General features: G+C 36.7%; 21 protein-coding genes, 2 pseudogenes and 1 riboswitch. Of the genes and pseudogenes, 7 read left to right on the top strand and 16 right to left on the bottom strand.

What is annotated here, in order from left to right:
- Window positions 1-11 precede the first annotated feature (11 nt).
- The 4 genes from AO843_RS12840 to AO843_RS12825 form a co-directional block, all read right to left on the bottom strand.
- Window positions 12-356, bottom strand: a complete 345-nt coding sequence (locus tag AO843_RS12840; RefSeq protein ID WP_054611494.1) for a gluzincin family metallopeptidase — start codon at window positions 354-356, stop codon at window positions 12-14.
- 486 nt (window positions 357-842) lie between these two features.
- Window positions 843-1,124: a hypothetical protein gene (locus tag AO843_RS12835; RefSeq protein ID WP_054611493.1), complete on the bottom strand. Its 282-nt coding sequence runs from the start codon at window positions 1,122-1,124 to the stop codon at window positions 843-845.
- A gap of 10 nt (window positions 1,125-1,134) precedes the next feature.
- Window positions 1,135-1,524, bottom strand: a complete 390-nt coding sequence (locus AO843_RS12830) for an SHOCT-like domain-containing protein (RefSeq protein ID WP_054611492.1) — start codon at window positions 1,522-1,524, stop codon at window positions 1,135-1,137.
- A gap of 12 nt (window positions 1,525-1,536) precedes the next feature.
- Window positions 1,537-1,905, bottom strand: a complete 369-nt coding sequence (locus tag AO843_RS12825; RefSeq protein ID WP_054611491.1) for a DUF2089 domain-containing protein — start codon at window positions 1,903-1,905, stop codon at window positions 1,537-1,539.
- A gap of 494 nt (window positions 1,906-2,399) precedes the next feature.
- On the opposite strand from AO843_RS12825, the gene AO843_RS12820 reads away from it, so the two are divergent.
- Window positions 2,400-2,735: a 2Fe-2S iron-sulfur cluster-binding protein gene (locus tag AO843_RS12820; RefSeq protein WP_054611490.1), complete on the top strand. Its 336-nt coding sequence runs from the start codon at window positions 2,400-2,402 to the stop codon at window positions 2,733-2,735.
- Between the two features lie 226 nt (window positions 2,736-2,961).
- Here the strand turns inward: AO843_RS12820 and AO843_RS12815 are convergent.
- Together AO843_RS12815 and AO843_RS12810 are read right to left on the bottom strand one after the other, a co-directional pair.
- Window positions 2,962-3,756, bottom strand: a pseudogene (locus AO843_RS12815) (SDR family NAD(P)-dependent oxidoreductase).
- 142 nt (window positions 3,757-3,898) lie between these two features.
- Window positions 3,899-4,819 carry an LLM class oxidoreductase gene (locus AO843_RS12810; RefSeq protein ID WP_054611489.1) on the bottom strand — a complete coding sequence of 307 codons (921 nt, stop codon included), beginning with the start codon at window positions 4,817-4,819 and terminating at the stop codon, window positions 3,899-3,901.
- A gap of 9 nt (window positions 4,820-4,828) precedes the next feature.
- Between AO843_RS12810 and AO843_RS12805 the strand changes: the two are divergent.
- From AO843_RS12805 to AO843_RS12795, 3 genes and pseudogenes are all read left to right on the top strand, one after another.
- Window positions 4,829-5,149, top strand: a pseudogene (locus tag AO843_RS12805) (arsenic resistance protein); the annotation flags it as partial.
- Between the two features lie 454 nt (window positions 5,150-5,603).
- Window positions 5,604-7,085, top strand: a complete 1,482-nt coding sequence (locus AO843_RS12800) for an Lsa family ABC-F type ribosomal protection protein (RefSeq protein WP_054611487.1) — start codon at window positions 5,604-5,606, stop codon at window positions 7,083-7,085.
- Window positions 7,086-7,503: 418 nt separating this feature from the next.
- Window positions 7,504-8,253 carry a DUF3888 domain-containing protein gene (locus AO843_RS12795; protein WP_054611486.1) on the top strand — a complete coding sequence of 250 codons (750 nt, stop codon included), beginning with the start codon at window positions 7,504-7,506 and terminating at the stop codon, window positions 8,251-8,253.
- Window positions 8,254-8,436: 183 nt separating this feature from the next.
- On the opposite strand, the gene AO843_RS12790 is transcribed toward AO843_RS12795, so the two are convergent.
- Window positions 8,437-9,840, bottom strand: coding sequence for a MocR-like pyridoxine biosynthesis transcription factor PdxR (locus tag AO843_RS12790; protein WP_054611485.1), 1,404 nt, complete (start codon window positions 9,838-9,840; stop codon window positions 8,437-8,439).
- Window positions 9,841-10,008: 168 nt separating this feature from the next.
- Between AO843_RS12790 and AO843_RS12785 the strand changes: the two genes are divergently transcribed.
- The gene (locus AO843_RS12785; RefSeq protein ID WP_054611484.1) at window positions 10,009-10,626 is read left to right on the top strand and encodes an FMN-binding negative transcriptional regulator; all 618 of its coding nucleotides are present in this window, start codon (window positions 10,009-10,011) and stop codon (window positions 10,624-10,626) included.
- Window positions 10,627-10,675: 49 nt separating this feature from the next.
- Here the strand turns inward: AO843_RS12785 and AO843_RS12780 are convergent, their stop codons facing one another.
- Window positions 10,676-11,194, bottom strand: a complete 519-nt coding sequence (locus AO843_RS12780; protein WP_054611483.1) for a spermidine/spermine N(1)-acetyltransferase — start codon at window positions 11,192-11,194, stop codon at window positions 10,676-10,678.
- A 122-nt stretch (window positions 11,195-11,316) separates the two neighbouring features.
- Here AO843_RS12780 and AO843_RS12775 point away from each other — a divergent pair, with 122 nt between their 5' ends.
- Entirely contained in the window at window positions 11,317-11,958 is a 642-nt protein-coding gene (locus AO843_RS12775) for a YczE/YyaS/YitT family protein (protein ID WP_054611482.1), read from the top strand.
- A 163-nt stretch (window positions 11,959-12,121) separates the two neighbouring features.
- Here the strand turns inward: AO843_RS12775 and AO843_RS12770 are convergent, their stop codons facing one another.
- The 7 genes from AO843_RS12770 to mmgD all read right to left on the bottom strand — a co-directional run bounded on the left by AO843_RS12770 (window position 12,122) and on the right by mmgD (window position 20,095).
- Complete coding sequence (locus tag AO843_RS12770; RefSeq protein WP_231630140.1) at window positions 12,122-12,628, bottom strand: DUF4304 domain-containing protein; 507 nt, start codon at window positions 12,626-12,628, stop codon at window positions 12,122-12,124.
- 246 nt (window positions 12,629-12,874) lie between these two features.
- Window positions 12,875-13,933, bottom strand: coding sequence for an enoyl-CoA hydratase/isomerase family protein (locus AO843_RS12765; RefSeq protein ID WP_054611481.1), 1,059 nt, complete (start codon window positions 13,931-13,933; stop codon window positions 12,875-12,877).
- Between the two features lie 14 nt (window positions 13,934-13,947).
- Window positions 13,948-14,733 carry an enoyl-CoA hydratase-related protein gene (locus tag AO843_RS12760; protein ID WP_054611480.1) on the bottom strand — a complete coding sequence of 262 codons (786 nt, stop codon included), beginning with the start codon at window positions 14,731-14,733 and terminating at the stop codon, window positions 13,948-13,950.
- A 10-nt stretch (window positions 14,734-14,743) separates the two neighbouring features.
- Window positions 14,744-16,402, bottom strand: coding sequence for an acyl-CoA dehydrogenase family protein (locus AO843_RS12755; RefSeq protein WP_054611479.1), 1,659 nt, complete (start codon window positions 16,400-16,402; stop codon window positions 14,744-14,746).
- 44 nt (window positions 16,403-16,446) lie between these two features.
- Complete coding sequence (prpB, locus tag AO843_RS12750) at window positions 16,447-17,361, bottom strand: methylisocitrate lyase (RefSeq protein ID WP_054611478.1); 915 nt, start codon at window positions 17,359-17,361, stop codon at window positions 16,447-16,449.
- Window positions 17,362-17,441: 80 nt separating this feature from the next.
- Window positions 17,442-18,875, bottom strand: a complete 1,434-nt coding sequence (locus AO843_RS12745; protein ID WP_054611477.1) for a bifunctional 2-methylcitrate dehydratase/aconitate hydratase — start codon at window positions 18,873-18,875, stop codon at window positions 17,442-17,444.
- 98 nt (window positions 18,876-18,973) lie between these two features.
- Window positions 18,974-20,095, bottom strand: coding sequence for a citrate synthase (mmgD, locus tag AO843_RS12740; protein ID WP_054611476.1), 1,122 nt, complete (start codon window positions 20,093-20,095; stop codon window positions 18,974-18,976).
- Between the two features lie 190 nt (window positions 20,096-20,285).
- A riboswitch (cobalamin riboswitch) is annotated at window positions 20,286-20,481 on the bottom strand.
- 248 nt (window positions 20,482-20,729) lie between these two features.
- On the opposite strand from mmgD, the gene AO843_RS12735 reads away from it, so the two are divergent.
- Window positions 20,730-21,212 carry an NUDIX hydrolase gene (locus AO843_RS12735; protein WP_054611475.1) on the top strand — a complete coding sequence of 161 codons (483 nt, stop codon included), beginning with the start codon at window positions 20,730-20,732 and terminating at the stop codon, window positions 21,210-21,212.
- Window positions 21,213-21,287: 75 nt separating this feature from the next.
- On the opposite strand, the gene AO843_RS12730 is transcribed toward AO843_RS12735, so the two are convergent.
- On the bottom strand, window positions 21,288-22,094 hold the full coding sequence (locus tag AO843_RS12730) for an ABC transporter ATP-binding protein (protein ID WP_054611474.1): 807 nt from the start codon (window positions 22,092-22,094) through the stop codon (window positions 21,288-21,290).
- Window positions 22,095-22,103 lie beyond the last annotated feature (9 nt).

Raw genomic sequence — 22,103 nt, 5'->3', positions numbered from 1 at the left:
TGGCGATTCATTCATAAAATATAATTATTATTACTCTTCGTAAATCTAAAGCCTTCATCAGGCAAAGTGAATTCATAGGAAAAATGAACTTTCATTTCTTGTTTAGGTGTCAACTTTTCTTGAAGCTGAATATTTAATGTATCTTTTTCAAGTGTGTAAGCTGCCGTTTTTCCATCAATTGTAATGTTATGAAACGCAACGGTCGATGGCTGTTCTAGCTCGGGTGAGACAGCTTTTGTAAACATATTGGGTATAAAATAAAAAACTAATTGTTCCCAATCATCAGTGGAGAGATTTTTAACCAAGATGGTCGATTCTAGGTGAAATTTCCCGTCATTATCCATCTTAAGTGCCATATCATATTCACTAAAATTACCAGGACTTATATCCTACGGCGTGAATTCTTCGCCATTAACCTTCGTAATAACCGTCGACTTTTCATTATCATCTTGTTTATTTAAACTGCAAGCAACAAGAAAAAACAAAATAAAGCCAAACAAATAAATAAAAGATTCTTCTTAATTTTTTCTGCCTCCTATCAACATGATAGTTCTGAAAATTATCAATACACAAAAAATTATACCAACTAATTCCAAGTGTTTTCAATAACGTTTCTTTATATTAGGTAGAAATGTAATATTTTAGAAACATAAACCTTCTATCAATAGGTGTCTTCCTTAACTTCTGGCTTTTCAGATAAAGTTTTTTAAACTAAAGGGTGTATAAATTATCTTCCCTATATCGACATGTATTACAATTAGCATTATGAATTGATTGACGGCTGCAAATGCAAAAAAACCACCTACAATTTCACATGTAAGTGGTGTTTGTATTTCAATAAATTATAGTTTAACCTTTACCTCTGTGCCGTCTTGCGCTTTGACATCTACTAGCACGATCCCTTTATAATTCTTCAGCTCCTGGACAATTGGCTTGAGTGTTTTTTTGTCTATTGGTGGCAAGGTAAAGTCCAGTTTTTTTCTTTCGAAGTATTCTTTTGTCCATTTGTTTATATTTCGCTGAAATAATGTTGAAGACAAAATGGCAATAACTATGTTTAACATAGCATATGGGATTGGGATGGTAAGCCGAACATCCTTTGTTTTTACTTTGACATGTATCATCAGCCGGTCACTAGTCAATGAATACAGAAACGGAATCCCCGTTTGCCGATTTAATATCAACGATTTGGCCATCTAATTCGTTTTCGATGGCTTCCATTATAAGGTTGATATCGAGATCTTTCACGTATTTTTCCGATTGTGGAATACTAGCTGCAATACTGTGTCCAGCCATTAATACCACCTTGACCAACTTGATAGGTAAATTTACAGTGACATTATCATTTTCGGTTGATACAATACGAACTTTTAATGTTTTATCTACATATTTAGTTGGTTTTTCTAAAAGTTTATTCCCTGTATTTTCTTTTTCTTGTAAGACTTGAATTAGTTCGGAACCCTTATCCGCATCAATTTTTCCTTCTTGCACCATCGATAATACTCTTGCAATTTCCTCTTTCATGATCAATTCCTCCTATTCTTCTTTTAAGAGCTTAATGGCTTCTTCTGCTGTAATTTCCCCATTTTCTAATAGGGTAACAACGTTTTTCTCGTCTACTTCATTTTTCTTCTTCTTCTGAACATAACCAAGTGATGAAATAATATCAGTAAGCTTGCCTCGAACCGTTGGATAAGAAATACCCAGTTCTTTTTCAACGTCTTTAATATTGCCTCTACATGTTAAAAATACTTCCACAAAATGAAGCTGATCTTTTGATAATGAGGCCAACTTCGATAATTCAAATTCATTTTCGATCGTCGTGTGACAATGCGAGCACTGCAATTTTGTAATTTTCAATGTTTTACTGCAAACAGGACAATTTGTGATTACTTGATAAGCCATAATCATGTTCCTTTCTTTAAGTTGACTTGATTATATAATAAGTAATTAAAAAAATAAATAATAAAACTTAAATATTTAATCAAAAAAAATTAAAAATGTTAATATGTAGTTTAATATTATTGATTTTTTCTTTTGGCTTTTTCATTTTTTGTCTAAATGATTCCAATTTGAAGTATCTCAACGTCATTATGAAATTAGATATTGATTCGGCACTGCTTCATTTCTTCTGGACATAACCTTATTTGTGAAGTAGGCAACGTGAAATGAAACTCGGTCATGCCGAATTTGGTTGTAACTCGATAGGGATAATTTTTTTATAGGGGTTAGTTTTGACGGTTATCGGCCAAACAAATACCCTTGCTAGGTATAATATTTTAGCTTTTAGTCAATAAGTGATTTTCTTGTATGAGAATAGCCAGATTAATACAAACTGATAAAAACACTTACTTCGTTAACCCCAGCAATTAGGAATATTATGAAGGGAGTACTATTAGATGCCATTTGTCACTGTATTTGGAGGAAAAACATTTGAAGTAGAGGCTGGAAAAAAATTAGTGTTAGCACTTGAAGATAATGGTATAGAAATATTTCATCAATGTGGCGGAAAAGCAAAATGTACCACTTGTAGAGTGGAGGTTTTAGCTGGTGAATATAAGGATATTTCAAAAATAGAAAAAAAAGCCTTCGCTATAAAAAATATTGATGAGCATTTGTATGAAGACTGCCTACGGCTATCATGTCAAATCCGTGTCATTGGAGACATTACCGTTCGGCCCATTCTAACTTCTGAAAATATGCAGGGCAATAGAGGCCCAAGACCAACAGAATAACCCTTCAAGTTAAAAAACGCGGTGTCTAAATTGAACTGCCCCGTAAAAGTTAAATTGATGTCTAACTTTTACGGGACAGTTCAAAATGAAATCCGCGTTTTTTATAGTTTCTTGATATTGCTCCTTCTTAGCTCCTCAAATGATAATTTACCCTTTGGAGACAAATAAAAAGCATAGGAATAGATTCCAATGCCTCTTATTGATTATTTATTTTATCGAAAACTTCTTAAAATACACTGCGTACTAATCCCCCATCAATCCGTAACGCAGAACCATTGATGGCAGATGATAGTGGACTACTTAAAAACGTCACGAAATTGGCAATTTCCTCTGGACGAATAAGTCGTTGTATAATAGAAGTTGGCCGATTTTCCTTCATAAATCGTGCTTCCGCTTCTTCCATTGTCAAATCTTCTTTAGGATAAAGGGTTTTTAGCATTGTTTCAACGCCCTCTGTGAAAGTAGAACCTGGCATAATCGTATTAACTGTTACATTTGTTTCTTTCGTCAGCTCCGCTAAACTACGAGAAAGTGAAAGCTGCATGGTTTTCGTTGCACTATAATGAGCCATTTCTTGCGATGGCATAACGGCTGCCTCGCTTGCAATAAATATAACTCTTCCTTCCCTTTTTTGAATCATTTGATTGAGGTACCATCGCGTCAGGCGAACTCCACTCATAATGTTGACCTCAAATATTTAAAACCATTCTTCATCAGAGATATTAAAATATTCTTTAGGCTCAAAAATCCCAAGGTTGTTAATAAGAATATCGATTACTGGGAATTCCTCTATAGCCTTTTCGCATCCTTGGTCTGTACCTAAATCAGATACTAATGATTGAAGGACTGCTTCCGGATATAGTTGTTGAATTTCTTGCATTGTTTGATGAACCTTTTCTTCATGACGTCCATTAATAATGACAGTTACACTTTCTGCCACTAATGACTTGGCAATGGCTTTACCAATTCCTGAAGTAGACCCTGTAACTAGTGCCGTTTGTCCTTTTAAACTCAGAAACATATTAACCCCCCATTTCGTTTTTGGATAACCAAATGCTATATACGTTTCATAGTATGGGATTCCCTCATTCTTTTAAACAAATAATTAATAAGAGGGAGTGAATAAGGCTAGCTTCCTATACGCCACTCCTTCTTACAATGTCTTACTTATCAGCAGGAAAATGAGGCAGTACTTCTTGACCGAGCTCATGAATGACCTCTTCTGCAGGTCTTTTACTATCAAATAATGCAAAGAAAAGATGATTAACACCGATTTCTTTATAGATGTTGAGTAATTCTATTAACCGATTTCGACCTACTCGGAACCCTAAACGAATCGGGGTAGGCATTTCATTAGGATCTTCTGCTAAATCCAAATGCATAGGCTGTGTAAATGGTTTAAAGACTCCAGGGCAATACTGTTGCACTAGTTCTCTCCATTGTCGAATCGTCTCAGCTTGAAGGTGTGGACTTCGAGGATAATACATCCAACCGTCACCATTTTTCGCGGACCATTCCATGGATTGCTGGGCGTAGCCTGTAATCATGGTTGGGATACGCTTTGTCGGTTTTGGTACTAAATTACTTCCTTGCATGTCACCTAATGATGATTGGATGGAAGGAAACTCTTTGTATAACACTTGATTTAAATAATGAAATGCTTCCACGAACCGTTGTCCTCGATCAGCATGATTCACGTTTAAGGCATGGAAATCGGCTCTTCGATCACCAGATGAAACCCCCATAATCAAGCGTTCTGGAAATAACTGATCAATTGTTGCTAGCTCCTTAGCCACTCGTAAAGGATGACGTAATGAGAGAACAACTGCAGACGTTCCTAAAGCAATCTTTTTTGTCTGACTTGCTAAATAGGTTAAATAAATAAGCATATCATAAATTTGACCTACAGCTGGGTCACCAAACGAAGGATCCTCCAGTAGTACATCGCGGAACCATAAGCTGGTAAAATCGTAATTCTCGGCTAATTGCGATAATTCGACTTGCTTTTCCATTGTCGGAGTATCAAACCGATAATTTTCTAATGGAATGTGGAGTCCTAGTGTCAGTTCACCTTCTTTATACATGCGATTATAGCTATAATGATTGGCAAATTATCGACATCCTTTGAATTAATTTTAAAGGTCATTCCGGTGTATATTGCCTTTATGGTTATCATGCCGTTTATTTCGAAATTTATTGGCAAACGCTTCAAACTTGATCTTGAATCTGGCAGAGCCTTAATTTTTAGTGGTTCCACACGAAATTCACTTGTTGTGCTTCCCCTTGCTCTATCTTTACCAGATCAAGTGAGTACAATTGTTGCCGCCATTATTGTGACACAAACCATTGTCGAAATTATAGGGGAGATCATTTATATTCGCGTAGTTCCTCTTTTACTTTTGCGCAAACAATAGACTGATTTGTATTTCATGAAAAAATTTGGTATTATAAACATACGATTATGAGAGGACTGATGGATGAACGATGTTAAACTAATCTATATTTAAAGTTGAAATCAATAACTTCACACTACAAAATATAGGATTAGTCTGTCCAATTTTATCTATCATTCAGTTTATACTTTATTTGTCATGTTTCTTGTGGCAAAAAAGTCCTTATTCAATACTTGTAAAAGACTAATCCTTCCAATGACAAATTGGGAGGTTTTTTTTATTCTCTCATAGTTAAATCGAAATCCTAAAAAAGGAAGTGTGGGAAATGAGCGATTTAGACACGATTGTTACGCATGTAAAACTCCGTATAAGTCGTTAATATCCATCAAACTTATGCGGAGACATTTACACAAGATGGATGTGCCGACTTTGTATAAAGGAAGAAAAAGTGTTGATATACAAAGGAGGAATTATTATGTCAATGATACAAGTGCAAGATTTAACATTTTCCTATCCAGGTAGCTTTGATAATATTTTCGAAGGTGTAAACTTTCAATTAGATACGGATTGGAAACTTGGATTTATCGGTAGAAATGGTCGAGGTAAAACAACATTCTTTAATCTATTATTAGGGAATTATGAGTATAGTGGGAAAATTATTGCCTCAGTTGACTTTACTTATTTCCCCTACCCCGTTGCAGATAAAAACAAGTATACGTATGAAATTTTTGAGGAGATTTGCCCTCAGGCAGAGGATTGGGAGTACCTTCGTGAAATATCCTATCTAAATATAGATGCCGAGGTTATGTACCGCCCTTTTAAAACATTATCTAATGGAGAACAAACAAAGGTCTTGCTTGCTGCCCTTTTCTTAACGGAAGGTCAATTCCTATTAATTGATGAGCCGACCAATCATTTAGATACAGATGCGCGCAAAATTGTCGCTGACTATCTAAAGAAGAAAAAAGGATTTATTTTGATTTCACATGACAGAACTTTTTTAGATGGCTGTGTTGACCATATCCTATCCATTAATAGAGCAAATATTGATGTTCAAAGTGGGAACTATTCTTCATGGAAGTTAAATTTTGATAGACAGCAGGAACATGAGGAAGCGACTAATCATCGTCTACAAAAAGACATCGAAAGATTAAAACATTCTTCAAAGCGTTCAGCAGGCTGGTCTAATCAAGTGGAGGCTTCCAAAAACGGGACGACGAATTCTGGTTCTAAGCTCGATAAAGGTTTTGTAGGACATAAAGCAGCTAAGATGATGAAGAGAGCGAAGCACATTGAATCAAGGCAACAAAAAGCGCTCGATGAAAAATCAAAATTGCTTAAAAATGTGGAAAAAACAGAGTCATTAAAATTAGAGCCATTGGCATTTCAATCAAAGGAACTAATGACTTTGACCGATGTTTCGGTTCTATATGACGACCAAATCATCAATCAGCCGATTAGCTTTAAAGTCGAACAAGGTGATCGTATTGTCCTTGATGGAAAGAATGGAAGCGGAAAAAGTAGTATCTTAAAACTCATTTTAGGCAATGCAATACAGCATACAGGCTCCATTCATAAAGGCTCGAACCTTACTATTTCCTATGTTCAACAGGATACTTCCCATTTACAGGGTATGTTATCTGATTTTATTGAAGAGCATGACATTGATGAAACATTATTTAAATCCATCCTTCGTAAAATGGATTTTGATCGAATACAATTTGAGAAAGATATTGCTCATTATTCAGGTGGGCAAAAGAAAAAGCTACTGATTGCCAAAAGTTTATGTGAGAAAGCTCATTTATATATATGGGATGAACCACTTAACTTTATAGATATCTATTCGCGTTTGCAAATAGAAGAGCTTATACAAAGCTTTAATCCTACAATGGTTTTTGTAGAACACGATCAGGCATTTCAGCAAACAGTCGCCACAAAAATTATTTCTATGCGCTAATGAAAAAGAATCCATTTTGAATGATCCAGTTCAAAATGGATTCTTTTATGTTTAAAATTATCTCCAAGTAATGCGCTTGTGCTGGGATAATCTTGGGAACCTTAACCTCACTATCCAGGAATGGTCTCCGACTGATTTTCCTCAGAAGTAAAAGTTTATAGGCATTTTGATTGAGATGATTAAAAGCATGGCTTTCACAAGTTCCTCTTTGTTTTTCTCAGTTATTTACAGCAGCGTGTCTATACTAGACCAATGCGTTCTGCCCCAAAGTCCCTGTTGGAAAATTCAAAAACACCACTCTAAAGGGTATTATGATTTTTCTCATAATGCTTCTTCCTTTTTTAAAAAAACTATATATACTTTTTTCAAATTGGCACAACTTAAGAAGAACATTTTTTAGAGAGGCTTAACATAATCCATGAAAAAATTCGCTTATATTTCAATGGCTATAGTAACTATTTTGATTATGCCCGGTAAGATTTATGCGCAGAATGAACAGGTTGATAGTAAACTTCTATCTGATACATTGCTGGTAGCCCTATACCCATACATTACAAAGGAACTTACTAATTATTACGGCTATCTTAAGCAGTTCGGCTATGAAGATGCGAAGATCTTAAGCATCGTTAGAGAAAATGATAGCCTTAGTTTTATCACTAAAGTTCAAGTCACCACTTTCGAACATGCTCATGACCCACCGTACAGTAAGGAAATCATGACTTTTGACGTCAGTCCTAATGGAGTTCAAACAATTCGTTATCAACATGAGGGAGATAACGTAGAAAAAGAGATAAAGGCATTTTATCATGAAACACTTGAGGATATTAAACAAACTTTTCACTCAAATTTAGCGTCTTATTCTTCTTACACATACAATCAATTGGAATACCAAGCAGATATTAATAAGGAAACTGGGTTTACATCCCTTTATAAGATTACCGAAGATATCGCAACCAATATTTTATTTCCTGAGCGAAAGATCCCCTACAAAAATGTGATCGACCCTGTCACCTTTATAAAAGGCAATTCGGGTTATATACTCTTTAAAAAGTCTGACGGGACGAATGTCATTTATCGAGTGCAAAAGAAAGACGATCACTGGATTGTCATTGAAAAAACAAGTAAGCCAGGCAGGAAAATGGAAGATGCATTACCTTGGTATATATAGAAAAAGAAGCCTTTTGAGTAATCAGTGAGGCTTCTTTGCGTACAAAGATTATCGAATGGTATAAACTTTTTTTCCAAACAAATCGTCAAATGCAAAGCTAATGGCGTTTGTCATCAGTAATGATACTATTCAATGGTGATACAAATTCCACCATCGAGTTGTGGATATAGAACAAGTGCACGCTTAATCAAACCATGCGATTTTTAATAACTCCATCCCCTTTTCAATTTCCGCTTCTGCTAGGTTGGCAAAACCAAGCAATACTTTTGCTGGCTGATTGACCGGTGGCGTTGCATAAAAAATGGAGGTTGGGTATACTTTTACCCCTTTTGCTTTGGCCGTTTCGATTAGCTCCCGTTCCGACATATTATTATTAGGCTCGAGCAGGAGATGTAAACCACTACTAGCCCCATAAATGTTTACGCTATCTCCCCATATTCGATGAATCGCTGTGATTAATGCCTCATATCTTTTCTTATAATTATTTCTTGATTTATTGAGATGTCTCTCCCAATGTCCACTTTCCATAAAAAGCTGTAAAGTATGTTGATGGAGTCTCGAGACCGTTTGCACATAATAGTTATTGTTCCTATATATATCAATTAATGGTCTTGGTAAAACCATATAGCTTAGCTTGATAGATGGAATTAATGATTTAGAGAAGGACCCCATATAGATAACACGATCATGCGAATCTAACCCTTGTAGGGCAGGAATTGGTTTCCCTGCATATCTAAACTCCCCATCATAATCGTCTTCGATAATATAAGCAGCCTCTTCTTTAGCCCACTCTAATAGCTCTAGCCTTCGTGAAATGGGCATAACAGTTCCTATTGGAAATTGGTGTGAAGGTGTCACATAAACGGCTTTTACGCTGCTATTTTTTAAAGAGGCGATGTTGATACCCTGATCATCCAAAGGAATGGGCTTCATCCTTATTCCATGATCTTGAAGCAGGTAGCGTACACGATAATAGCCTGGATCTTCCATCGCAAAAAGGTCATTTCTGCCAATTAAGTTACATGCAATGCTAGTAAGAAATTGCAGACCGGCACCAATAACAATTTGTTCGGCCGTGCATTTTACCCCCCTTGCTTCATATAGATATTTTGCAATGTAAGTTCTTAATGGAAGTTCTCCTTGTGTATCTCCATAGAAAAAAAGATGGCCATGTTCTTCATCCAGACTTTGCATCGTTAATTTACGCCATATTTTATAGGGAAAGTCTTTTAAGTTGATATCACCATAACTAAAGTCATATTTCATATCAGCTGGTTCTTGTTCTCGATTTTGCTTTAACTGTGTTTGATCAAATTTTACATGACTTGTTTGAAAATAATCACTTTCAAGTTCCACAACATAAAGCCCTTCGCGCTCCTTACTAACTACATATCCTTCTGCGACCAGTTGTTGATAGGCAGCGTCAACTGTGTTGCGACTAAGATGTAAATGTTTAGCCAAACTACGTTGAGAGGGCAGTTTGGTTGTCGCTAGAATGTTTCCATTTTGAATTTCACCTTTTATATAGTTATATAATTGACAATATAGTGGCTCTTCTTGATTAAAAATAGGTGTTAATTTAAGCATACGAATCTTGGCTCCTTTAGAAATAACATTCTTGGCACTTTTATAGGTACCAATGGATGATTATAATAAAATCTACATTGTGGAGAAGAAGTTGTAAAGCCATCTGCTGACAATATTTTGTTTATTAGAAAAACTCACAATGACTTTTTTGAACTAAGGAGAGATGACATGTATATTCCTAAGTATTACAAAATTACAGATTTAGAAGAAATCAATGAATTTATTAAAGCGAATTCCTTCGCGACCATCGTTTCTATTAGAAAAGGGAGACCAATTGCGTCGCATATACCCTTACAAATGACTAAAATTCAAGATGACTATTACCTAACAGGTCACTTAGCTTATGGAAATCCTTTATGGCGAACTTTTGAAGAGATAAATGATATTCTTGTGATTTTTAATGGGCCACATGCCTATATTTCTTCTTCTTGGTATGAGAATGAAAACGTGCCAACATGGAATTATCAATCTGTCCATATGTACGGAAAAGCAAGTCTTATAGAAGAACAGGAATTAGCACAAGATTTGGCGCACTTACTAGAAAAATATGAGAAATTCCGGGAAAACCCTGTTTTGTGGGATAAGCTATCTCCTGAATTATTGCAGCAAGAAATGAAAGGAATAAAAGGGTTTAAGATTAAAATAGAAGAAGTCCAAGCCGCCTATAAATTAAGTCAGAATCGTAATGCTACTGATTACGCCAATATAATGAGCGAGCTTTATAAAGAAGATGATCCACATGCATCGGCAGTGGCAGAAGCTATGAAAAAAAATAGAAATGTATAAAAATAGATGGCAAAAATGTTGTGATACCAACGTTTCTGCCATTCAAATTTTAATTTAGTGTTTTGGTCATGATCAAATCTATTTGTTCGTCCTCACCCATATAAAAAGAGTGAGCCCCAGTTTGAACAAAGCCTATTTTCTTATAAAAACCTATGGCATTGTCATTCTTGTCCCAAACACCTAACCAGATGCTTTTTTTGTTATGTGTTTCAGCTAATTCAATGGCCTTGTTGATGAGATATTTGCCAAGTCCTCTTCCTTGAAATTGCTGTCGAATATAAATTCGTTCAATTTCAAGTGCCCCATCCCCCATTTGTTCAGATTGAGCTTCATTGACATTCACCTTTAAATAGCCAGCAATGGCATCATTGTCGTAAATAAAATAGAATTCGGAAGCGTCATTAGACAATTCCTTTTCCAGCTGGGTACCAGTGAATGCTTTTTCCAAGTAAGCTGTCATATTTTCAGGTGAATTCTGATCTTTAAAGGTATCATTGAACGTTTCGATACTTACTTCTTGTAGTTTTTTTAAATCACCTATACTACACTTTGCTATTTTGACTGACATTCGTTACACTCCCTTAGGACTCTTTATAGATTTTATATTGCAAATGCAACAAAAAGAGTATATATTCAATGTAACGTATTTTTGTTGTATTTGCAATAAAATAATGAAAAGAGGTTTTAAAATTGAAATATGTATTTTATGTCTTGGGCATTTTAATCTTAACCTTGGGTATTTCTTTTACGATTCAATCGAATCTAGGCACCTCCCCCTTTGATGCCCTTTTAGTAGGGTTATCCAAAAATGTAGGGCTGACTGTCGGTAGTTGGGAAATCATACTAGCGATTATTTTAATAGGCTGTAATGCCATATTAGCCAAACAAAAGCCAGAATTCTTGGGCTTTATCACGGCATTTATTACTGGTATTGGGATTGATATGTGGTTATTTCTATTACATAATGTGTTAACACCGGAAGCGTGGTATAGCCAAGTGGTTTGTTTTGGCGTGGGGTTAGTTGTGATAGGAGTAGGAACTGCCACCTATTTACATACGAACTTTGCACCGATCCCTGTTGACCGATTAACCTTAATAATCAAAGAACTAATGAAAACAACCATTTCTTTCGCAAGAACGGCTATTTATCTCCTGTTTTTATTAATGGCGATTATATTTAAAGGCCCAATTGGTATCGGAACAGTCATAACGGTTTGCTTGGGAGGATTCATCCTTCACTTCTTTATGCCGATTACTGGAAGAATACTCGATCGCATACTTCTACCCACTGGTCCGTCTCTAAATGGTCAAAATGAAGAGCTTAAACGCTAGACTGAAAATATAAAACCAGATACTCGTAATAAATGAGTTCTGATTAATTTTTTTCTGTAATTGACTTCATTCAAACTTTATTTTAGTCAGTTTAATGGAACTCATTACAATTTACAGCAGGTGGATGTCTATCAGCATCCACCTGACAAGACCAGTACCATGGTCATTTCTCCTTGAGAATGTAATCAATGTCGACGCCATATTGCTTGAAGATCGCATGGTATTTTTTTTCGAAAATGGTCCATCGTTGTTCAGTTCCGTGCTTTTTCTGTAATGCCTTCAAATATTGTGTTGCTGCTGTTAGATCATTAACTTGCAATAATAAATGAAAACTCTCTTCGCCCAAATGTAAAAAAGGACTTGACGTGTAATAATCAACAATCGATCTAACACTGGTCATCGTTTTATAGAAATGATGAACCTCTTCTAACCCATGATATAATATTTCCCTTACATCATTAATATTTGTAGCAGAGGTGATGGAAAATCGAGCTGGGACAGACTTTACAATTTCCTCAATTCTTGCTCTAAAGTGACATTCTACTTCTTTTGGTGCCGTCAGAATCTCTTTCGATTGTATATGCGCCAGCTCTGTTGCGTAAATGCCACAGTTCACATAAAACATAGCATTATCAGATGAATGACCAGAGGATTTTTGGAAATGGAACATGTATATGAGGTTCTCGGTTGTCTTATAAAATTCAAAGTTTTCTTTTTGTAGCCAAGCTTGGAAAGGAACGGCGTGATGTCCTTCTTAATCATGTCATCAAAAATTTCCTGCATCAAGATACCTCCTTGATAGTAAAATTCTAATGTTTATTTGTAAAAATCCTACGATAATCCTGAATGCTAGTCCTCCCTTTTCTTCGATAGATAAAGAAAAAATCCTGCCAATAACAGGATTTTTAATTGAAATCTATAATTTTACACTGTTTTCATGAAAAAACTTCTTTTTATCTTCTTCTGTAAATTCTTCTAAAGTTTGATAGGTATAGCGTGGATTTCGATCCTTATCAATGACAACGGATCGTACACCTTCATAGAAATCCTTATGTCTTAAAAAGTTTCTTGCCAAAATTAAATCGGTCGCAAAGCATTCTTCTAATGTTTTTTCACGTGCTTCAATAAGTTGCTGCAACGTTATTTTTAAAGAGGATGGAGATTTCGATAGCAGCAAGTGTTTTGTTTCATTGGCAAATTTGCTTGGGTCATTGTCTAAGGATTTTATGATTTCTTCCACTACATTTCTTGAAAAATGTTGATCTATTACTGTTTGAAGACTCTCAAGTGCACTGTTTTCGGATGATATACTAGAATATTCACCAATCAATTGATTTATCATTGTATTTATATTCTTTGAATGCCAGTCGGTCTGTTTAACGCTTTCAAGGAAATCCTGTAGTTTGTCACTCGTCATATAATGATCTGCCCCATTGGCAAAAAGTACGTCTCCAGCGTTAATAATAGAGGCAGTCAATGCTAGATAGTATCCAATAAACCCTGGTGCTTTGTTTAAGAAATAGCCTGCTCCAACATCTGGAAAAAAGCCAATATTCATTTCCGGCATCGCCCATTTTGTCCGTTCTGTAACGATTCGGTGACTTGCCCCGTATGTTAAACCGACACCACCTCCCATGACAATGCCATCAAGGCAGGCAATAATTGGTTTAGGATAGTGATAGATGGCCATATCCACTTGATATTCTTCTTCAAAAAAGATTTCAGCATTTTTTAATGCTTCTTGACTGGATTGTGCTTTATAAAGTATTTTAATGTCGCCTCCAGCACAAAAACCTTTCTCACCAGCACCTTGTAGAATAATGATACGAATTTGATCATTCCCTTCCCATTCTTTCAATTTTTCTCCTATGGGTTTAAGCATGTTCGTGGAAAGTGAATTTAAAGCTTTGGGGCGATTCAGTGTAATTATTGCTACACCCCCATCACCGACCGAAAATAATACTTCGTTTTCCATGTTGGATCCCTCCATTAGAAATGTTTAAAGTGTGGCTGTCTTTTTTCAATAAATGCCTGTACGCCTTCTTTGGCATCGTTTGTGAAAAATAACTCAGCAAAGCGTGTTCTTTCAAGTTCAAGACCATTTTGTAGGCTATCTTTCGTACTTTGAATGACACATTCAATTGTCCGGGAGATACTAGTCATACTTTTACCCTCAACAAAGGATTGCGCAACAGCCTTAGCCGTTGACAAAAGTTCATCTGGTTTTGTCACCTGTTGGATAATCCCTAGCTGTAGCGCCTCTTCGGCACTCAATTGTTTACTTGTTAAAATTAATTGGAGTGCTGTTGCTTGATTCGTTATTCTGCTAAGTCGTTGTGTGCCACCGAATGTTGGGAGAAGTCCAAGCTTTAATTCTGGTAAGCCAAGAATGGCTTGATTCGAAGCGATTCTGAAATGACATCCTAACGCTAGTTCTAGTCCTCCTCCAAGGGCAGGGCCATTAATGGCTGCAATAACTGGTTTTTTCATGGCTTCTACTTCATCACATAACGCTTGCCCTGCTTTAGCCATTTGCAAAGCTTTATCCTGTTGTCCAAATGCTGAAACAAACTCCTTTATATCTGCCCCTGCCACAAAAAATCGGCCAGTGCCTGTAATAATGATGGCACTTGTTTCGATGTCCTCCGCTAGTTCTTGAAAAATGAGACGCAATTTTTTAATAGAGGCTGATGACAAGGTATTTGCTGGTGGATGATCTAAATGGATAATCGTAATGGAACCTTCTTTACTGATGTTTGCAAATGTCTCAATCATGTTATTCCTCCTAACTAATTAATTTTGGATTGTCGATGAGTGTTCTCGCAATTGCTCTTTTTTTCATAAAAAGGTTTTGCTGTAACGGGGTGTTTAAGTGTCGAATGCTATCCAGCCAGGTTGTTCGTTTTTGATCATTGCTTTCTGCAGCTGTAATAATGTCGATCGTACATTCTTCTATTTTGCGATAACCCTCCTGGCATATTATATCTGTCATCAACTGCTTCGTTAGCTCATGCGCAGACTTTTCCGTTCTGAGCAATGCAGATTCCATAACATAGCTTTCTTTGACCATATCCGCCAACAAACGCATATATTCTTGTTCTTGTTCTAGATGAATCTGTCTATTAGCAATGACTGTCATTGCTAGTTTCATTAAATACTTGGATAGCCGGATAAACTGGTGATTTCTTTCTAATGGTTGATTTTCTATAAGAGCACCTTCAGTAGCTGTTGTTTGTGTATGTTCCTTCCACAACATTTTAGCAATTGTAAGGCGATTGATTTCATTCGTTCCTTCAAAAATACGACTTATTCTCGCATCACGATACAAACGTTCAACTTCATAATCTTGCATATAGCCATATCCACCATGTATTTGCACAGCTTCATCTACAATTTTTCCAAGTGCTTCTGAGCAATGAACTTTATGGAGCGCGCATTCCAGAGCAAAATCGGATATTTTATAAACCATTGTTTCTTTAGTAGCTAACGCAATGGCCTCATCCATTTTTCCAGCTGTTCGGTATGCAGCACTTTCTGCCCCATAAATCAGAACTGCCATATCAGCGAGTTTTTCTTGTATCATTGTAAAATCAATGATAGATCTATCAAATTGTCTCCGTTCCTTCCCGTAATTCAGGGCTAATTGAAATGCCTGTTTGGCAGTGCCAATGTTGGAAAAGGCTAGCTTTAGCCTTGCCATATTCAATATATTCATAGCGACCTTATGTCCTTTGCCAACCTCACCAAGAACATTGTCCATTGGCACGACAACATCCGCTAAAATAAGCGTAGCGGTCGAGGAGCCTTTAATGCCCATTTTCTCTTCTTCCTGTCCCACAGAAACCCCTTTAAACGAACGTTCTACAATGAAAGCGGTCATTCCCTCGTTAGTTTTGGCAAAAACAACAAAGACATCTGCTAGCTGAGCATTGGTAATCCATTGCTTTTCTCCGTTTACTATCCAGGCTGTACCATCTTCTTGTAACCTGGCATTCGTTTTGGGACGCAGTGCATCGGAACCTGCGTCGGGCTCCGTTAGTGCATAAGCGCCAATCCATTTTCCAGAAGCTAGCTTTGGTAAGTACTTCAGCTTTTGCCCCTCATTTCCAAAATAGACATAGGGTAATGTGCCAACCCCTGCATGAATGTTGTAGGAGACACTAAATGAGCCCCCAAAACCCATTCTCTCTGCTACAAGTCCAGAAATTTTTTTATTGAGTTCGAGTCCGCCATACGCTTCGGGTATCTCAATGGCCAGTAAACCAAGATCACCTGCTTTTTGAAACAATTGACGAGTTACCTCATACTGATGCTGTTCAATGGATGAGATCTTCGGTGAAACATCCTGTTTAATGAAGAGCTCGGCAGTTTTTGCTATGAGCTTTTCCTCATCATGAAAATCCTCAGGTGTAAAGATCGCCATTTTGTCTTCTAGTTTATCCATATGAGTCCTCCTTGAAAGAAAGTGAAGAAAGCTATTCACTTCTCCTACTTTATTTCCTCTTTAGACAAGATGGTTTTTGCTAATTCACTATCTAATTCTTCGAATTTATAATAGGAAATGGTTTCATATAAATCGCTTCTAGTTTGCATATCCTCGATTGCTTCTTTTTGTGATCCGGTATTTTTTATTAAATCAAATACGCGTTCATATGCCTTCGCTGCTACTCTCATTGATGTAACAGGATAAATGACCATCGAGTAACCCATTTTTTCAAATTCCTTAGCCGTATAATAAGGGGTTTGGCCAAATTCAGTCATATTGGCTAATAATGGTACATCTAGTTCATTGGCAAATTGTTTAAATTCTTTTTCAGTTTGTAATGCCTCCGGAAAAATAGCATCTGCCCCGGCTGCTACATAGGCTTTGGCTCTTAGAATTGCTGCCTCTAACCCTTCAACAGCTCTCGCATCTGTGCGGGCGATAATAACCAAGGTAGGCGCTATTTGTTTCATCATTTTTATTTTTTGTATCATTTCTTCCTGAGAAACAAGTGTTTTGCCATTCAGATGCCCACACTTCTTGGGAAGATTTTGATCCTCTAGCTGTACAGCAGCGACCCCTGCTTCTACCATTTCACGTGCAGTACGGGCAACGTTTAATACACCACCAAAGCCGGTATCAATATCCACAAGCATTGGTAAATGAGTAGCTCGAATAATATCACATGCACGCTGAGCCATTTCATTAGAATAAATCATTCCTAAGTCTGGTAACCCTCTGCTTGCAGTGTAAGCAGCTCCAGAAAGATACAATGCCTCAAAGCCGACTTTTTTAGCCATTAGGCCAGCCATTGCATCATGAGCACCTGGTATTTGCAAAATAGTTGAACGAGTAATGAGAGCTCTAAATTGTTCAGCTAATTGTTTTTGTGTCATCGTTTCATGGACAATCCATGCCATCTATAAAACCCTCCTAATAATCAAATATGCCTTGGCGTAATTCAGTGACATCCGCCGAAGGATTTAACTTCTATAAAAAATTAAATAAATAAATTAACAAATTCATGAACAGGACTTTGTTCCAGCAGGTCTTTCTTTGCACAAATCTCATTAATTTTACTTAATTGTTTTTGAGAATAATGCGTGCTTATATTTTGCTGGAATTTATCAATGATCTGAGGAAATGCTTCCTCACGGCGGAAACGATGTCCTAAAGGATATTCACACTCAATTAGCTCAGATGATGTACCATCTTTGTAATAAATTTGAATAGCATTGGCTATCGACCGTTTATCAGGGTCTAAGTAGTCGATAGTATATTGAGCTTTTTCTACAACCACCATTTTATTTCGCAGGTTATCAATGCGTGGATCTGCGGCCACATCATCTTCATAGTGATCTGCTGTAATGTCACCATAAATGAGCCCGATAGCTGTAATATATTGAAGGCAGTGATCACGATCAGCCGGATTGTTAAGTTGTCCTTCTTTATCGATTATGCGTATGGCTGATTCATGCGTTGTGATTTCAATTCGGTCAATATCAGCTAAGCGATTAATTACTTCAGGGTGTAAATGAACGGCACATTCTGCAGCTGTTTGCGCATGAAACTCTGCAGGGTAAGAAACCTTGAAGAGGACATTTTCCATAACATAAGAACCAAGAGGTTTAGCAAGCTTTAATTCTTGTTTTTTAAAGAGCACATCTTGAAACCCCCAGCCAGGTGCAGATAGGGCAGTTGCATAGCCCATTTCTCCCTTCACAGCCATCATTGCTAGTTGCACAGCTCTACTTGTGGCATCTCCCGCAGCCCACGATTTTCTAGATCCTGTATTAGGTGCATGTCGATAGGTTCTTAAACTTGAATTATCAATCCAAGCATTCGATAATGCATTGACAATTTCTTGATGAGTTCCACCTAATGCCTTTGTCACAACAGCTGTTGTCGCAATTTTGACAAACAGTACATGATCTAAACCAACACGATTTAAGCTATTTTCTAGTGCAAGTATGCCTTGTATTTCATGAGCTTGGATCATCATTTCTAAAACGTCTTTCATGTTAAGAGGCGCTTTGCCATCAGCAACACGCACACGACTCAAATAATCAGCCACTGCTAAAATACCTCCTAAATTGTCAGAAGGATGCCCCCATTCAGCCGCCAGCCAAGTATCGTTATAATCCAACCAGCGAATCATACAACCAATATTAAAGGCACCTTTTACCGGATCGAGGACATAAGAGGTGCCTGGAACACGAGTACCATTTGGAACGACTGTACCTGGTACTACTGGACCCAAAAGTTTCGTACATTCTGGATACTGTAAGGCTAAAATGCCGCAACCTAAAGTATCTAATAAAACATAACGAGCTGTTTCAAATGCTTCTTCACTAGTAGTTGCTGTATTTAATACGTAATCTGCAATATCAACAAGTAGTTGGTCTGTCTTCGCAATTTCATTTGTTTTAATCATCTATATCTTCCTTTCAAGGCATAAATTTGATATATTAGTATGCTGATGGGCATTGGTCAGAATGCCCATCAATTTTATGGCGAGTTGTTAAAACTTGATTATACCGACAATTCTTCAAGGGTATGACGCTCGCCAATATAATTGACACGCGGTCTAAATAATCGATTATTATCATGCTGCTCGATTACATGTGCACATAAACCAATCGTTCGAGAGCCAAAGAAAATTGGCGTATATAGTTCAATCGGTAAACCAAGCATGTAGTACACGGGTGCAGCATAATAATCTAAGTTTGGATACAAACCTTTTTCATCTACCATCACTTTCTCACCAGCTTCACACATGTGATATAAGCGGTCTTCCCCTTGCTCCAAACATAATCTATATAGGGACTCTTTCATTATTTGCGCTCTTGGATCCATCTTTTTCATATAGACACGGTGGCCGAAGCCCATAATTTTTTCTTTATTTTTTAGTTTGTTTTTTAGTATTGCTTCAAAGCCTTCCACTGTCTTGGCTTCAAGAAGCATATACATTACTGCCTCATTCGCCCCACCATGTAAATTTCCTTTCAATGATGCGACAGCACCAGTTAGAGCCCCATACAGATCTGATTGTGTGGAGGCAATGACACGCGCCGTAAACGTCGAATTTGGCATTTCATGTTCACTATACAAAACAAGTGATTGGTCAAAGATTTCTTCTTCAAACTGTGTTGGTTTTCTGCCAGTAATCATGTAATAAAAATTAGCGCTATAAGAAAGCTGGCTATCTGGCTCTACTACGTCTTGACCATTTAATACACGGTAACTATTCGCAACGATATTGGGCATACCACCTAAAAGTCGATAGGCTCGTGTTACATTCATCCCAGTTGAACGATCATTTATGTGCTGATCGTAACCTGCTAACACGGAGATTCCAGTTCTAAGTCCATCCATTGCATGTGTGCCATTCGGCAATAATTTAAAAATTTGAAAAATCTCTTTTGGAACCTGATAATTTGCTTTCAACTTGTCTTGCAAGTCAGTACGCTGCTCATCAGTTGCTATTTCTCCATGCAATAATAAATAGACAATATCTAGATACGAATATCGCTGAGATAATTCAATCAAATCATAGCCCCGTATAACAATTTGACTTCCCACTGTGTCTAAGAAAGATAGTTTTGTTTCCGTAGCAATGACTCCATCAAGACCTGGTGAATAATTTAACCCCATTTTATGACAACCCCTTTGTTTAATCATTCTTGTAAGCGTTACCATTCAAACACGTAAGAACAACAAAAAAACAACTTCTACCCCTTTAGAAGTTGTTAATCTACAAAAGTATGACAACACAAAGAACCGTGAATTGACAAGCATTCACCTTAATCATACAGTAGCTAACACCTCCCTATCCTCGTAGGTCAATTGATGCTTATTTAGTGGCAGGTCTCCTGACTTATGATCAACATTCCTATAACACCTTCCCATTCTGATGAACAAAACAGTGGTCTTGTTATGGAACTCCTAAATACAGTTGCGGGACAGCGTTGGACTCACACCAACTTCCCTTTTAATCAAATGAAATTAGATTCATTTGAACCACCAAAATTTAGCATATTCAATTTGTCTTTTTACCTTAACATAGAGTTTTCTAAACAATCAATATAGGTAAAATTCAGAAAAGACTGATTATAAAAAGCTATTTTTCATTTTTAATGAACTATTCTGCATAATTGAGCATTATTTTGTGCAAAAAAAGATTGTTAATCAATCCCTATGAAGCTATTTTCAAAGCTTCCTTAGAAAAAAAGGTTTCTTATATATAGAAGGCGAATAATTTTGCATAACGATAAATAGGAGTGACAAGATGGGGTATATTTCAGAATTAAGAAAACATATCGGAAGTAGACCAATAATAAGCGTTGGATCGACAGTTCTTGTGGTAAATGATGACAAGAAAATACTTTTTCAACATCGTTCGGATACATTGGATTGGGGACTACCTGGTGGCTCAATGGAATTAAACGAAACGGTAGAACAAGTTGCTGCCCGCGAACTCTATGAAGAAACAGGACTTGTGGCCAAGGGGTTTGATTTGATCGGTGTTTTTTCAGGTCCAGAATATTATTATTGTTATCCGAACGGAGACGAAATCTATACGGTCATTCATCTTTTCATAGCTAAAAATGTAAGTGGTGCATTGGAAATGAAAGATGGCGAAAGTTTAAGCCTTACTTATTTCGGGAAAAACGAGCTTCCAAATAATATGGAAAAGAGAACAATAGCTCTGTTAAACAACATAGAAGGAAAAATATGGGGGTTAGAAAGTTCTTTTATGAACCATTCATAACAACAAAACCCCGTTTCTTATTAGGTAACGGGGCTAATGAATAATTTTACTAGTGTGACATTCTATCCAAAAATATTAATAACTAGTATTATTATTAGTTCTTTCTCGAGGATGACATGGCAATATAGCGTTGTAAAGTTCAAGAGATGCGGGATGCTTAAATGCTTCATCTTTCTTAATCTCCTCCACTAACTGACCATCTTGCATGACAAGGATACGGTCAGATATAAAACTCGTTGCTTGTAAATCATGAGAAATGAAAATATATGCAAGCTTGAGGTCTTTTTGGAGTGTTTGTAATAATTGGATGATATGTTTCTGCAAAATCATATCTAAACTACTAATGGCTTCATCTAATATTATCAATTTTGGATGTAAGGCAAGTGCTCTAGCAATATTGACACGCTGCTGTTGCCCCCCGCTAATCTGGGAAGGATATTTTTCGGCAATCTTACTTTCTAACTCTACACAATTAAGTAATTCCTTTACCTTATGTTGTCTCTCTGTTTTGCTAAAATGCTCGAAATTTAGCAAAGGTTCTTCTAAAATCTGAAAAATGGTCTGCTTTGGATTAAATGAATGATAGCTATTTTGAAAAACTGCCTGCAGGTCTCTCCGAATCAATTTTTTCTGTTGGCTAGTCGTATCATAAAGATTGACCCCTTGAAATAGGATTTCCCCATCTGTTGGTCGCTCAATACCTAAAATTATGCGGCCTAGTGTGCTTTTTCCAGAGCCACTTTGACCAACAATGCCTAAACATTCCCCTTCCTGAAGTGAAAAGGTAACTTTCTGTAATGCAGGTGCCGCCAATTTCCGCTTGAATATGAACGGTCTATGTGCATAGTGTTTCTCAATATTTTTCACTTTTAGTAGCGTCATTTTTTTCTC

It is taken from the genome of Lysinibacillus sp. ZYM-1 (genome assembly GCF_001308875.1).
Classification (GTDB): domain Bacteria; phylum Bacillota; class Bacilli; order Bacillales_A; family Planococcaceae; genus Lysinibacillus.
This window is presented reverse-complemented; position numbering and strand designations above follow the sequence as displayed.

Excerpts from the sequence above, each read along its gene's own strand:
- AO843_RS12835 (WP_054611493.1), bottom strand. The coding sequence starts at position 1,124 with ATGATACATGTCAAAGTAAAAACAAAGGATGTTCGGCTTACCATCCCA.
- AO843_RS12830 (WP_054611492.1), bottom strand. The coding sequence starts at position 1,524 with ATGAAAGAGGAAATTGCAAGAGTATTATCGATGGTGCAAGAAGGAAAA.
- AO843_RS12790 (WP_054611485.1), bottom strand. The coding sequence starts at position 9,840 with ATGCTTAAATTAACACCTATTTTTAATCAAGAAGAGCCACTATATTGT.
- prpB (WP_054611478.1), bottom strand. The coding sequence starts at position 17,361 with ATGGCATGGATTGTCCATGAAACGATGACACAAAAACAATTAGCTGAA.
- AO843_RS12760 (WP_054611480.1), bottom strand. The coding sequence starts at position 14,733 with ATGATTGAGACATTTGCAAACATCAGTAAAGAAGGTTCCATTACGATT.
- AO843_RS12820 (WP_054611490.1), top strand. The coding sequence starts at position 2,400 with ATGCCATTTGTCACTGTATTTGGAGGAAAAACATTTGAAGTAGAGGCT.
- AO843_RS12735 (WP_054611475.1), top strand. The coding sequence starts at position 20,730 with ATGGGGTATATTTCAGAATTAAGAAAACATATCGGAAGTAGACCAATA.
- AO843_RS12810 (WP_054611489.1), bottom strand. The coding sequence starts at position 4,819 with ATGTATAAAGAAGGTGAACTGACACTAGGACTCCACATTCCATTAGAA.
- mmgD (WP_054611476.1), bottom strand. The coding sequence starts at position 20,095 with ATGGGGTTAAATTATTCACCAGGTCTTGATGGAGTCATTGCTACGGAA.
- AO843_RS12755 (WP_054611479.1), bottom strand. The coding sequence starts at position 16,402 with ATGGATAAACTAGAAGACAAAATGGCGATCTTTACACCTGAGGATTTT.
- AO843_RS12765 (WP_054611481.1), bottom strand. The coding sequence starts at position 13,933 with ATGGAAAACGAAGTATTATTTTCGGTCGGTGATGGGGGTGTAGCAATA.
- AO843_RS12785 (WP_054611484.1), top strand. The coding sequence starts at position 10,009 with ATGTATATTCCTAAGTATTACAAAATTACAGATTTAGAAGAAATCAAT.
- AO843_RS12795 (WP_054611486.1), top strand. The coding sequence starts at position 7,504 with ATGAAAAAATTCGCTTATATTTCAATGGCTATAGTAACTATTTTGATT.
- AO843_RS12770 (WP_231630140.1), bottom strand. The coding sequence starts at position 12,628 with ATGTTCCATTTCCAAAAATCCTCTGGTCATTCATCTGATAATGCTATG.
- AO843_RS12745 (WP_054611477.1), bottom strand. The coding sequence starts at position 18,875 with ATGATTAAAACAAATGAAATTGCGAAGACAGACCAACTACTTGTTGAT.
- AO843_RS12825 (WP_054611491.1), bottom strand. The coding sequence starts at position 1,905 with ATGGCTTATCAAGTAATCACAAATTGTCCTGTTTGCAGTAAAACATTG.
- AO843_RS12840 (WP_054611494.1), bottom strand. The coding sequence starts at position 356 with ATGGCACTTAAGATGGATAATGACGGGAAATTTCACCTAGAATCGACC.
- AO843_RS12800 (WP_054611487.1), top strand. The coding sequence starts at position 5,604 with ATGTCAATGATACAAGTGCAAGATTTAACATTTTCCTATCCAGGTAGC.
- AO843_RS12780 (WP_054611483.1), bottom strand. The coding sequence starts at position 11,194 with ATGTCAGTCAAAATAGCAAAGTGTAGTATAGGTGATTTAAAAAAACTA.
- AO843_RS12730 (WP_054611474.1), bottom strand. The coding sequence starts at position 22,094 with ATGACGCTACTAAAAGTGAAAAATATTGAGAAACACTATGCACATAGA.